11 protein-coding genes are annotated in these 12,657 nt (G+C 59.0%); 10 read left to right on the top strand and 1 reads right to left on the bottom strand.

What is annotated here, in order from left to right; translation table 11 throughout:
* Positions 1-98 precede the first annotated feature (98 nt).
* From ribF to ispH, 5 genes are read left to right on the top strand one after another with little or no spacing between them, the layout of a single operon-like run.
* Entirely contained in the window at positions 99-1,073 is a 975-nt protein-coding gene (ribF, locus tag I6L45_RS03415) for a bifunctional riboflavin kinase/FAD synthetase (RefSeq protein WP_210549546.1), read from the top strand.
* Complete coding sequence (gene ileS / locus I6L45_RS03410) at positions 1,073-3,934, top strand: isoleucine--tRNA ligase (RefSeq protein WP_216983458.1); 2,862 nt, start codon at positions 1,073-1,075, stop codon at positions 3,932-3,934. The genes ribF and ileS overlap by 1 nt, the downstream gene beginning before the upstream one ends.
* Complete coding sequence (gene lspA, locus I6L45_RS03405) at positions 3,934-4,449, top strand: signal peptidase II (RefSeq protein WP_210549502.1); 516 nt, start codon at positions 3,934-3,936, stop codon at positions 4,447-4,449. Before ileS ends, lspA begins: the two co-directional genes overlap by 1 nt.
* Entirely contained in the window at positions 4,446-4,898 is a 453-nt protein-coding gene (fkpB, locus tag I6L45_RS03400; protein WP_216983457.1) for an FKBP-type peptidyl-prolyl cis-trans isomerase, read from the top strand. Before lspA ends, fkpB begins: the two co-directional genes overlap by 4 nt.
* Positions 4,898-5,833 (top strand): 4-hydroxy-3-methylbut-2-enyl diphosphate reductase, encoded by a 936-nt coding sequence (ispH, locus tag I6L45_RS03395; protein WP_216983456.1) that lies wholly within the window; start codon positions 4,898-4,900, stop codon positions 5,831-5,833. The genes fkpB and ispH overlap by 1 nt, the downstream gene beginning before the upstream one ends.
* A gap of 202 nt (positions 5,834-6,035) precedes the next feature.
* Here the strand turns inward: ispH and I6L45_RS03390 are convergent, their stop codons facing one another.
* Positions 6,036-6,422 carry a type IV pilin protein gene (locus I6L45_RS03390; RefSeq protein WP_216983455.1) on the bottom strand — a complete coding sequence of 129 codons (387 nt, stop codon included), beginning with the start codon at positions 6,420-6,422 and terminating at the stop codon, positions 6,036-6,038.
* Between the two features lie 87 nt (positions 6,423-6,509).
* On the opposite strand from I6L45_RS03390, the gene I6L45_RS03385 reads away from it, so the two are divergent.
* The 5 genes from I6L45_RS03385 to I6L45_RS03365 all read left to right on the top strand — a co-directional run bounded on the left by I6L45_RS03385 (position 6,510) and on the right by I6L45_RS03365 (position 12,651).
* Positions 6,510-7,043, top strand: a complete 534-nt coding sequence (locus I6L45_RS03385; RefSeq protein ID WP_216983454.1) for a GspH/FimT family pseudopilin — start codon at positions 6,510-6,512, stop codon at positions 7,041-7,043.
* Entirely contained in the window at positions 7,034-7,645 is a 612-nt protein-coding gene (locus I6L45_RS03380; RefSeq protein ID WP_254204366.1) for a prepilin-type N-terminal cleavage/methylation domain-containing protein, read from the top strand. The genes I6L45_RS03385 and I6L45_RS03380 overlap by 10 nt, the downstream gene beginning before the upstream one ends.
* 4 nt (positions 7,646-7,649) lie before the next feature.
* Positions 7,650-8,765 carry a PilX N-terminal domain-containing pilus assembly protein gene (locus I6L45_RS03375; RefSeq protein ID WP_210549508.1) on the top strand — a complete coding sequence of 372 codons (1,116 nt, stop codon included), beginning with the start codon at positions 7,650-7,652 and terminating at the stop codon, positions 8,763-8,765.
* A gap of 14 nt (positions 8,766-8,779) precedes the next feature.
* Complete coding sequence (locus I6L45_RS03370) at positions 8,780-10,882, top strand: prepilin-type N-terminal cleavage/methylation domain-containing protein (protein WP_216983453.1); 2,103 nt, start codon at positions 8,780-8,782, stop codon at positions 10,880-10,882.
* Between the two features lie 146 nt (positions 10,883-11,028).
* On the top strand, positions 11,029-12,651 hold the full coding sequence (locus I6L45_RS03365) for an NAD+ synthase (protein WP_216983452.1): 1,623 nt from the start codon (positions 11,029-11,031) through the stop codon (positions 12,649-12,651).
* Positions 12,652-12,657 lie beyond the last annotated feature (6 nt).

The raw sequence follows: 12,657 nt of genomic DNA, 5'->3' as shown, positions 1-12,657 counted from the left end.
GGGCGGGATGGCTGAAATCGGGGTAATGCAGGGCTGACCCTGCCTGCTGCCTGATATATAATCCGCCGATTTCCATGGCAGCAACGCACAAGGCACTGATGGAGCTTATTCGCGGCATTCACAATATCAAGGCCCGTCACCGGGGCTGTGTATTGACCATAGGCAACTTCGATGGGGTTCATCAGGGGCACCATGCGGTGTTGGCCCGCTTGCAGGAAAAAGCGGCCCAGCTGGGTTTGCCAGCCTGTGTCATGCTGTTCGAACCCCAGCCGCTGGAGCTGTTTGCCGGTGCTGCGGCACCCGCCCGCCTCAGCCGCTGGCGAGAGAAATACGAAGCCCTCAAGGCCATGCAGATCGATCGCATGCTCTGCGTGCGCTTCACCCACCGCTTTGCCGAACAGGCGGCCAGTACCTTCATCGAGCAACTGCTGGTGGAGAAACTCGGCGTGCACTATCTGGTGGTGGGCGACGATTTTCGCTTTGGCAAGGGGCGGGAAGGGGACTTCCACCTGCTGGAAGAGGCGGGCCGCCGCTTCGGTTTCGAAGTGATCAGCACCCAAAGTTTCCAGCTGTCCCGCCAACGGGTGAGCAGCACCCTGGTGCGCGAGGCCCTCAAGGCGGGCCGCATGGCGGAGGTGGAGCTGATGCTCGGCCGCCCCTATGCCATCAGTGGTCGGGTGGCCCACGGTGACAAGCTGGGGCGCACCATAGGTTTTCCCACCGCCAACCTGGCCCTCAAGCGCCAGGTGATCCCGGTCGGTGGCGTGTTCGCGGTGGAAGTGGTATGTTCCGGCAAGATCTTCCCCGGTGTCGCCAATGTGGGTGTACGGCCGACCTTGAGCGGTACACAAGCCAGATTGGAAGTACATTTATTTGATTTTTCTGGTGATCTATACGGTCAGCAGGTCAAGGTGCTGCTTCGCCACAAGCTGCGCGAAGAGCAGAAATTTGACTCTTTCACCGCCTTGAAAGAGCAGATCGAACGAGATGCCCTGGCGGCCCGAGCCTGGTTCGGGCTGCCACAATTTCATTTACCCAGCACTCTTTTAGAAAAGAAGGGAACCCAGGACTGATGAGCGACTATAAACATACCCTGAATCTGCCGGAAACCGAGTTTCCGATGCGCGGCGATCTGGCCAAGCGCGAACCCAACATGCTGAAACGTTGGTACGATCAGGATCTTTACGGCGCCATTCGCCGCGCCAAAGCGGGCAAGCCTTCTTTCATTCTGCACGATGGCCCCCCCTATGCGAATGGCAGCATTCACATCGGTCACTCGGTCAACAAGATCCTCAAAGACATCATCATCAAGTCCAAGGGCCTCTCCGGCTTCGACTCTCCCTATGTGCCGGGCTGGGACTGCCACGGTCTGCCCATCGAGCTGAAAGTGGAAGGCATGGTCGGCAAGCCGGGTGAGAAGGTTTCCGCCGCCGAATTCCGCGCAGAGTGCCGCAAATACGCCAAGACCCAGATCGAAGCGCAGAAGACCGACTTCATCCGTCTGGGCGTGCTGGGTGACTGGGAACACCCCTACCTGACCATGGATTTTGGCACCGAAGCCAACATCATCCGCTCCATGGCCAAGATCGTTGAAAACGGCCACCTGCACAAAGGCTCCAAGCCGGTGCACTGGTGTACCGATTGCGGCTCCGCGCTGGCTGAAGCCGAGGTGGAGTACTACGACAAGAACTCCCCCTCCATCGACGTGCGCTTCAAGGCCGTCGACGAGGCTGCCGTGGCCGCCAAGTTTGACTGCGCCGAAGGCCACACCGGCAAGGGGCCCCTCTCTGCCGTGATCTGGACCACCACCCCGTGGACCCTGCCGGCCAACCGCGCCATTGCCATGCACGCCGATCTCGACTATGCGCTGGTGCAGGTCGAGGGTGACAATCCCGAGCGTCTGATCCTGGCCGCCGAGCTGGTGAAGGACGTGATGGATCGTGCCGGCATCGAGCACTTCCACAACCTGGGCTACGCCAAGGGCGCGGCGCTCGAGCTGCTGCGCTTCAACCACCCCTTCTACAGCTTCGACGTGCCTGTGGTGCTGGGTGATCACGTCACCCTGGACGCCGGTACCGGCGCCGTGCACACCGCCCCTGGCCACGGTCAGGAAGACTTCGTGGTCGGTCAGAAGTACGGTCTGGAAGTGGCCAACCCGGTTGGCAGCAACGGCGTCTATCTGCCGGATACCGAACTGTTTGCCGGCCAGCACGTGTTCAAGGCCAATGCGGCCGTGGTCGAGGTGCTGACCGAGCGTGGCGCCCTGCTGCACCACAAGGTGTTCAACCACTCCTACCCGCACTGCTGGCGTCACAAGACCCCGATCATCTTCCGTGCCACCCCCCAGTGGTTCATCAGCATGGAGCAGAAGGGTCTTCGGCAGCGTGCGCTGGAAGAGATCGAGCGCATCGAGAAAGAGGGCATTGCCCAGCACGGCCAGAGTGGCTGGGTCCCGGCCTGGGGCAAGAACCGCATTCAGGCGATGGTCGAGAACCGTCCTGACTGGTGTATCTCCCGTCAGCGTACCTGGGGCGTGCCCATCTCCCTGTTCGTCCACAAGGATACCCAGGCGCTGCACCCGGATTCCGTGCGTCTGATGGAAGAGGTGGCCAAGCGGGTCGAGCAGTCCGGTATCCAGGCATGGTGGGATCTGGACAAGGCCGAGCTGTTGGGCGCGGACGCTGACAACTACGAGAAAGTGCCCGATACCCTGGACGTCTGGTTTGACTCCGGCTCTACCCACGCCTCCGTGGTCGATGCCCGTCCCGAGTTCAACGGCAAGCCGGCCGACATGTATCTGGAAGGCTCTGACCAGCACCGCGGCTGGTTCATGTCGTCGCTCATGATCGGCGTCGCCATGAAGGACAAGGCCCCCTACAACCAGGTGCTGACTCATGGCTTCACAGTGGACGGTCAGGGCCGCAAGATGTCCAAGTCCATCGGCAACGTGGTGAGCCCGCAGGACGTGATGAACAAGCTGGGTGCCGACATCCTGCGTCTGTGGGTCGCCAGCACCGACTACACCGGCGAGATGACCGTCTCCGACGAGATCCTCAAGCGCTCCGCCGACGCCTATCGCCGTATCCGCAACACCGCCCGCTTCCTGCTGGCCAACCTGAACGGCTTCAATCCGGCGACCGACATGGTGGCACCGGCCGACATGGTGGTGGTGGATCGTTGGGCCGTAGGCCGTGCCAAGGCGGTACAGGCCGAGATCATGGCCGCGTTCGACGAGTACAACTTCCACGGCGTGACCCAGAAGCTGATGCAGTTCTGCTCCATCGAGATGGGCTCCTTCTATCTGGACGTCATCAAGGATCGTCAGTACACCGCCAAGGCCGACAGCCTGGCCCGTCGCTCCTGCCAGACCGCCCTCTATCACATCGCCGAAGCCATGGTGCGCTGGATGGCGCCCATTATGAGCTTCACTGCCGACGAGATCTGGGCTCTGCTGCCGGGCGAGCGCGGCGAGTTCGTGTTCACCGAGGAGTGGTACGACGGCCTGTTCGGGCTGGAAGCGGGCGAAGTGCTGAACGACGAGTTCTGGGCCGAGATCCTCACCGTGCGCGGTGAAGTGAACAAGGCGCTGGAAGTGGCCCGTGGCGAGAAACGCATCGGTGGCTCCCTGCAAGCCGAACTGACCCTGTTCGCCAAGCCTGAGCTGGCTGCACGCCTGAACGCCCTGGCCGATGAGCTGCGCTTCGTGCTGCTCACCTCCAAGGCCAAGGTGGTCAGCATCGATGCCGCTCCGGTAGACGCAGTGGCGACCGAGCGCGATGACCTGTGGCTGAGCGTGACCCAGTCTGTCGCTGCCAAGTGCGACCGCTGCTGGCACCATGTGGAAGACGTGGGTACCATCGCAGGCCACGAAGAGATCTGTGGCCGCTGTGTCACCAACGTCGAGGGTGACGGCGAAACGCGTCAATTTGCCTGATGAACATGACTCAAAACGAGATGAACAACAAAACCGGCCTGCGTTGGCTGTGGCTGGCGGTGCTGGCCTTCGTACTGGACCAGGCGAGCAAGCTCGCCGTGGTCAAGTTGCTGCCATTTGGCTACCCGGGGGTGGAGATCACCCCCTTCTTCAACCTGGTCCACGTCTACAACAAGGGGGCAGCCTTTAGCTTCCTGGCCGATCAGGGGGGCTGGCAGCGCTGGTTCTTCGCCGTGCTGGCGTTCGCCATCTGCGGCCTGCTGATCCACTGGCTGCGCAAGCAATCCGTCACCCAGCGCTGGAGCGGCATCGCCTACTCGCTGATCATTGGTGGGGCGCTCGGTAACGTGTTTGATCGGCTGGTGCTGGGCCACGTGGTCGACTTCCTCGATTTCTACTGGGGACGTGCCCACTGGCCGGCATTCAACCTAGCCGACAGCTTCATCTTTATCGGTGCCGCAATGATCGTGCTGGACGGTTTTCGCAGCGAGAAGAAGAAGGAAGTGACCTCATGAGTCGGCAGATAGCAGCAGACAGCAGCGTGCTGTTCCACTTCTCCATCAAGCTGGAAGATGGCTCGGTGGCCGACAGCACGGCGCTGCACGGCAAGCCGGCCCGTCTGCGGATGGGGGATGGCAGCCTGACGCCGAGCTTCGAGCAGTGTCTGCTAGGGCTGCGCGAGGGGGAGAGCAAGAGTTTTACCCTGGCACCGGAACAGGCGTTCGGCCTCTCCAACCCCGACAACATCTACCATCTGGACCGCGCCAAGTTCGGCGCCGAGGTGGAGCCCAAGGTCGGTACCATCATACTGTTCGACCAGCCCAACGGCAGCGAGCTGCCGGGCATCATCCGGGCGGTGGAAGGGATGTCGGTGACGGTCGATTTCAACCACCCTCTGGCCGGCCACACCGTCACCTTCGAGGTGGAGATCCTGGGGGTTGATGACGAGGAGAAGGTGCACTGATGGATATCCTGCTCGCAAATCCCCGTGGCTTCTGTGCCGGTGTCGACCGCGCCATCAGCATCGTCGAGAGCGCACTGGAGAAGTTCGGTGCCCCCATCTATGTCCGTCATGAAGTGGTGCACAACCGCTACGTGGTGAACAAGCTCAAGGAGGCGGGCGCCGTCTTCGTCGAGGAGCTGGATGAGGTGCCGGACGACAGCATCGTCATCTTCTCCGCCCACGGCGTCTCCAAGGCGGTGCGAGAGATGGCCAAGTCCCGCGCTCTCAAGGTGTTCGATGCGACTTGCCCGCTGGTGACCAAGGTGCACATGGAGGTCCATCGCGCCAGTCGCAAGGGCTCCGAAGCTGTGCTCATCGGCCATGCCGGCCACCCCGAGGTGATCGGCACCATGGGGCAGTACGAGAATCGCGAGGGGGGTATGTATCTGGTGGAGACGACGGAAGACGTGGCCAAGCTCCAGGTGAAGAACCCGGATGACCTCTGCTTCGTGACCCAGACCACCCTCAGCGTGGACGAGACCTCGGACGTGATCGATGCGCTGCGGGCCCACTTCCCCAAGATCCAGGGGCCGCGTAAGGATGACATCTGCTACGCCACCCAGAACCGCCAGGATGCGGTACGGGAGATGGCGGGGCTGGTGGATGCCATGCTGGTGGTGGGATCGCGCAACTCCTCCAACTCCAACCGCCTGCGGGAGCTGGCCGAGAAGGTGGGTACCCAGGCCTACCTCATCGACGATGCGTCCATGATTGACCCTCACTGGCTGGACGGTGTCGAGCGTATCGGGGTCACTGCGGGTGCCTCTGCACCCGATGTGCTGGTACAAAACGTTATCGCCCGTCTGCGTGAGCTGGGGGGCAAGATAGTGACGGAGCATCCGGGCCGCGAGGAAAACGTGGTATTCGAAGTCCCCCCCGAACTTCGTATCCTCTGATGAAAATGCCGGCCAAGAGCCGGCATTTTTGTAGGCAGAGCGAGCAACTCCAGCATCGAGGCCAAAGGCGCTTCCGGGGAAAGGGTCATGATTGGTACAGGCTTCACTTTCTTCTTATTCCTGTGTTTTCCCTATCCATGACCTATGTATGAGAGGTATTCCTCTCAGGTATCTTCAACCGTGTGCTGATGGTTATAAAGGCTCACTTCCAGCAGTCGGCAGGCTCCTTCACATCGGCCTTGGTGATGGTGAGCAGGGTACAACCGGTATCATTGCTCTGAGCTCCGCTGGCCTGAGCTTGCAGCTTGTAGGTGGCGGCACTGGTCGAGGCCGCAACCACGGAAAAACTGTAATAGTTGCTGCTGGGGTTGCCAAGATCCGCCAGGTTCGTGCTGTAAGCGCTGCTGGTGATCCGATACTCCTCCTGTTTGAGTTGCATGGTCATCAGAGTCTTGAATGCATCGGCGCGTCGGGAGTGTAACAATCCATTCTGGAAAGAGGGATAGGCAATGGCGGCAATGATGGCCACGATGGCGACCACGACCATCAATTCAATCAACGTTATTCCTCTTGCGAAGCGTAGCGGCATCGGCATGGTTCCATAAGTGAGTTGGGACTATCATAGGATAGTACTCGCCAGCCCGAGAACGGGCTATAGACAGGAGTCTAGGCAAACATGGAAATGCGGATCAGGCCGGAGTCCGGCTTTACCTTGATAGAGCTGATACTCGCCTTGACATTGGTGGCGATCCTGGTCGCTGTCGCGCTCCCCAGCTATCGTTCGCTGCGCCAGGAACAGATGGTCAGGGCCGCCACCCAGGCCATCTACACCGATGTTATGTTGCTCAAGTCCGAGGCGGTCAAACGTAACAGCAATCTCACCCTCATCATTTTCAACAGCGGACTGAGCGGCTGGTGCTATCGGGTGGCGGTAGATGGGGCGGGTACCTGTAACAGCTGCGCCGACAGTTGCTCCAGCGTGGAAGGGCGAAAAGGTGGCGATGCCAGTGAATATCCGGGTCTCACCCTGACCGCCAGCTATACCGGAGGCAAACTCACCTTTTCACCACGCAGGGGGACTTTAGCTGCGGGTAATATTGAGCTGAGCTCTGATACCTATAACCTGCGGGTTGTCTCCAACAATGTGGGGCGGGTATCTACCTGTGCGCCTACAGGCAGCAAAGTGGGAGGCGTTCCCTCATGCTCTTGAGACACAATCAGGGCTTCAATCTGGTAGAGCTGATGGTGGCCATGGTGGCGGGTTTGCTACTGGTCGCCGCCGCTTCGGCGCTATTTGCTAGCATACTCAAGGCCAACAAGACTGCCATGCAGGTCAGTCGCCTCAATCAGGAACTTCAATCGATTACGGACATGATGGCCCGTGATATCCAGCGTGCAGGTTATGACGCCAGTGCAGCTGCACATACATTGGTTTCTGGTGCGACCTCCCCATTCTATTTCGATCCGGCCACAGATCTGGTGAGCGGCTGCATCAAGGTGAAATACGACGACAATGCGGATGGTGTGTTGGACAACACCTCTGCGGCCGGTGAGACTCGGTTTTATAACTACAGCAGTGCCGACAAGGCAGTGAGGCTAGATCAAGGAGACACAGCCAGTTGTTCGGCAGGCAGCAAGCTCAGCTCCGATGACACGATTGCGGTCAGTGCGCTGAGTTTTAGCATGCTCTCCGGTTCCGTTTCCACAGGGGTCAGAAGCATCAGACTTACTATCACGGGCAACGATATTAAATCCCCGGCCCTGACGCTCACTTTGCAGCGGGATATCAAGCTGCGCAACGACGGGTTTTGATGCCATGAAACGTCACGCCGGTTTCACTACCTTTACAGTCACCCTGCTGCTGATCCTTATCCTTGTTGGCATTTCCCTGCTTGTGGGGAAGCTGATGGTGGCCGACCGCAAGGTTAGCGTCAACGAGGTGCAATATCGGCAGGCCCTGGCGCTGGCTGAGCTGGGCATTGCCGATGGTCTGAGCCGGCAGGATGCCGGTATTGCCATTCCCAGCGGCGGCTTGACGGTCAGCTCGGCGCAAGGCACATATCTGCTTACTGCGACCAACACAACGCCGATCACGGTCGGATCCCCCCCCAATACTCTTGATGTGACGCCGGTAGAGTTGGTATCCACCGCCACTTTGCCCAGCAATCTGGGAACCGCCACCGTGCGGGTTCAGGTGGCAGGCTATCATCTACTCTCCGCTGCAAAGGCGGTGCCGCTGATGGTTGCCGGGGGGACCTCTATCGGGGGGAACTTTACCGTGGTCTCGAATCCCAACGGTGGTGGGCCAGGTGTGCCGTTGTCGGTTTGGTCTGATCAGGCTGTCGGGGGCAGTGGTTCCTGGCAGACCTGCCATCAGGGGGACTATAGCGGAGGCAGTTGCAGCACCAATCTAAGCGATACGAACGATATAGGAGCAGATATCAAGGCAAATGATCCCGCCTTCCCAGATGATCTGCTCTGGTACCTGTTTGGAGAGCCGGATACCGATGAAGGTTGGGCCAACATGTTCGATAACGGGGCGATCTCTATCCCCAATTGCAGCTCTCTTGGGGCTGCATCGACCGGGATTTTTATTGTCGATGTCGGTGTCGATTGCGACTTCACTGCGAGCCTGATCGGAAGTGCGGCTGCTCCCGTGGTTCTGATTGTCCGGGATGGTGATCTGACTATGAATGGCGGTTTGGTATTCAATGGCATCATCTTCGCGCATTCTGATGATCCGAGTAACTCTCCACGGGTGAAAGCGAATGGTACGGCAACGGTGAATGGCTCCCTGATTGCCAATGCCCCTATCGATATCACCAGCGGTACTTTCAATGTCAAATACGATCAATCCGTGCTTGACGGTGTTCAGCAGGGCGCCAGTTTTCAGACCACAAAGATGGTGCCCGGCAGTTGGCGGGATTGGTAAGGCGAGGAGCGCATATGAACAAGCAGAAAGGATTTGGTCTGCTGGAGATCCTGATTGCCCTGGTGCTGCTCGGGGTGGGGGTGGCCGGGCTGGTCTCGCTGGCACGTGGCATGTTGAGCGCGGCCCGGGAAGGAGGGCGCTACGAAATCGCCATGCGATTGGCTGAGTCAAAGCTCGATGAGTTTCGCAACTTCAACGAAGTACGCACTGCGACCCCGCCACTTACTGCTTATAAAGACATTGCCACCGGTAGCGGCAGCCAGTCACTCTCGAATGACAGCTATTCAGTGAACTGGACGGTTACCAATCAGTTTCTGAACGGTGGTGTCTGGTCGACAACCCAGCCTGCCACTTATCTTTACGACTATCCGGAACGCAAGCGGATTGTGGTGAGAGTCACCTGGAATGACAATGATGGCTCCGGTCGTTATTTGGAGCTAGCTGGAGCTATTTCCCCCACCGGCTCCTTCACCAGCGATGAAACAGGGGATGGTCTGGTCAAACCCCGTGAAAACCCCATCGTTGACTATACAAAGGGAAGCGTTCCGGACGTGGTCGCGGTAGCGCTTGGTAATGGCAGCAATAAAGAGACGAGCAAGCCTTTACCCCATATATCGGGGGGCTCCAGTTCCAGCCGAACCATTCAATTTGATACAGCGACTTACCAGACAATAGGATCCGGCAGCCAGAGGCAGTCGGTGCAGGATACTGCCACGGTTTATTGCAGCTGCACTTTTTCCGGTGGTACGGGAACGGCTTATTTGCCTGCACGTCCCTATTATATCGAGTCGGATGACCTGCAATATTGGAAGTCGGGTACACAGTTGAGCAAGTCGGTCGGGATGCTGAAGGGCAATGCCAATCAACAGGAAACACTCTGCTCGACCTGCTGCAGCGAACATTATGATGTGAGTACCCAAGGGTTTGCGGGCTATTATGCCCCGCTAAATACGAGCAGAGGTAGATACCAAGCGAGCGGTGCCAATCTGGTGGCTGCCAGTACAGGTGATTATCAGGATGCCTGCCGCTTCATCCGCATTGATGGTTTCTACCGACCTGCACCGGATTGGCGTCTTGCGAGCCTGACCAGTTTTTCGGCCAGCTTTCTGAATGATGCAACCAATCTGGCAAACTATCAGGCCTATGTAACCTATGTGGTAACAGAGCATGCCAAATGGCAGAAAACGGCCTTCGCTGGCACAACTGATAACAGTTGGTCTGCCCCCAATTCCTCCCCGGCGATCCAGTCATTCAATAGCTGGCTGGCGGCAAATCGGGTTGGTGACGGTACCACCGCCTTGTCGACATCGATCGGCTCCAGGCAATTGATAAGCCGTGGTATCTACGTGGATATCATGCCCCCCAGCTATCTAAGTGATGAAGTCTTTGAAGGGGGAGTGAGCGAACCGATTCTGGCCAAGATCCCCTTTCAGGATGTGAACATGACTCTGCTGAGCGAATGGAGTAGCAGTGACACCGACAAGGGCACCGTGACCAGCCAGCCGATTGCCACTATCGTCGACCCGGACAACAACTATTACGGCACTTACAGTCGTGGGGTGCTGACGGCCAAGAGTACGACCTTCTCTGGTACACCGCCCGCCGATAGCCCGATCACCATCACGGTGAAAAGCTATCAGGGGAATTCGGGGGTTGTGGGGTCACCCGTACTGCCTGAGGATGTCACAGCAGCCATGACCTCTACCATGCTGGTCAGTATCCAAGACCAACCGGTTGCCAGCATTCACGGGATCGTAGAATGTTTGCAGCTGAAGACGACGGGCAACGGTAATGGCTTGAAAAACAGTTCGGTCTCTTGCGATGCCACCTCCATTGGCCTGACCGTTGGCGTCAACAATGCCAATGTGACGTGTCAGGTGCTGGATCTGGGCAAACCGGCAAAACCAAATTATTCGTGCAGCGGGGTACCTGGCAGTAGTTTTACGCTGACCCTGTCGAAGAGTGGTTACCAGATTACGCCAGCCTCTCAGACTTTTACCCTGCCTGCCAGCGGCACTTCGGTAGGGGGATGCGTGATGATGGTACAGGAGACATTGCTGACCGCATCGCCAGCAGCGACGCCGACACCGACGACGACGTGCACCACAGTGCCCTAACCTGAAGCGCGGTGATATGGAGGCCGGGGCCTACATTTAGTCAGACAGGGTGGGGAGTAATGATACCCCTTCCCCCCAAGGCGCTGGCACAGCCAGCGCCTTTTCTTTATCATTCCCCATCATTTTCGAATTCAAGATGCATCGCCATGGCAAACGCCCTCTCTCTGATGCTTGCCCAGTTAAATCTGACGGTAGGCGCTATCGAAGATAACTGTGACAAGGTGCTGGCTGCCGCCGCCGAGGCAGATCTGCAAGGTGCCGATCTGCTGGTGTGTTCCGAGCTGGCCCTGACTGGCTATCCGCCTGAAGATCTGCTGCTGCGCGCCGATCTGATGATCCGGGCAGAAGCTGCGCTGGCCCGAGTCGCCGCATGGCAGGGCAAATGCGCCATTTTGGTGGGGCACCCCTGGCGTGAAGGGGAGAAGCTCTACAACGCGGCCTCTCTCTATGAGCAGGGCAAGCTGGTGGCGCGCTACTTCAAGCAGGATCTGCCCAACTACGGTGTCTTCGACGAGAAGCGCTACTTCACGGCCGGGACCGAGAGCTGCGTGGTGCCATTCCGTGGCCATCGTCTGGGATTGCTCATCTGCGAAGATCTCTGGCAACCAGGACCGGCGCTGGCCGTCAAGGCCGCTGGTGCCGACGTGCTGATCACCATCAACGCCTCCCCCTACGATCAGGAGAAACCCTGGATCCGCCGCGAGCTGATAGTGGAGCGTTGTGAGCAGGCTGGCTTGCCGCTGGTCTACCTCAACCAGGTGTGTGGCCAGGATGAGCTGATCTTCGACGGTTGCTCCAAGGTGTTCAACAGCCAGGGCGAGCTGACTCACAAGCTGGCCCCCTTCGCCGAAGAGCTGGCGCTGGTGCGCTTTGCTGACGGTGAACCGGTGAAGGAGCGGGAGCCTGCCGCGCCGCTCGAGCCGCTGGCCGAGACTTATCAGGCACTGGTACTGGCGGTGCGCGACTATGTCACCAAGAACGGTTTTCAGGGGGCCGTACTCGGTCTTTCCGGCGGGATCGACTCGGCACTGACGCTCGCCATCGCAGCCGATGCCATCGGGGTCGACAAGGTGCAGGCGGTCATGATGCCATTCCGCTATACCGCCCAGATGAGCGTCGAAGATGCCAAGGAGCAGGCCGAGCGGATGGGGGTGGAATTCAACATCATCTCCATCGAGCCCATGTTCGAAGATTTCATGGCCCAGCTTGCACCGCTGTTCGAAGGGACTGCCCGCGACACCACCGAAGAGAACTTGCAGGCCCGTTGCCGCGGCGTGCTCTTGATGGCGCTCTCCAACAAGCGTCGTCGCATCGTGCTGACCACCGGCAACAAGAGCGAGATGGCGGTCGGTTACGCCACGCTGTATGGCGACATGGCTGGCGGTTTTGACGTGCTCAAGGATGTTCCCAAGACCCTGGTCTTCAAGCTGTGCGAATACCGCAACAGCGTGGAGTATGTGATCCCGCAGCGGGTCATCGATCGTCCCCCTTCGGCAGAACTCGCGCCGGATCAGGTGGATCAGGACAGCCTGCCTCCCTACGACATTCTGGATGCCATCCTCAAGCGCTATGTGGAAGAGGATGCATCCGTGGCCGACATGGTGGCCGAGGGATTCGAGGAGGCGGTGGTGCGCAAGGTGATCCGCCTCGTGGACCTCAACGAATACAAGCGCCGTCAGGCCGCGGTCGGGCCTCGCATCACGGCCCGCAACTTTGGTAAGGATCGCCGTTATCCCATCACGTCCGGGTTCGGCAAACAGAACTGGTAAGGAGTC

It is taken from the genome of Aeromonas sp. FDAARGOS 1415 (assembly GCF_019048365.1).
GTDB lineage: Bacteria > Pseudomonadota > Gammaproteobacteria > Enterobacterales > Aeromonadaceae > Aeromonas > Aeromonas taiwanensis.
The sequence above is the reverse complement of the archived record's forward strand: the minus strand, read 5'-3'. Positions and strand labels throughout refer to the sequence as shown.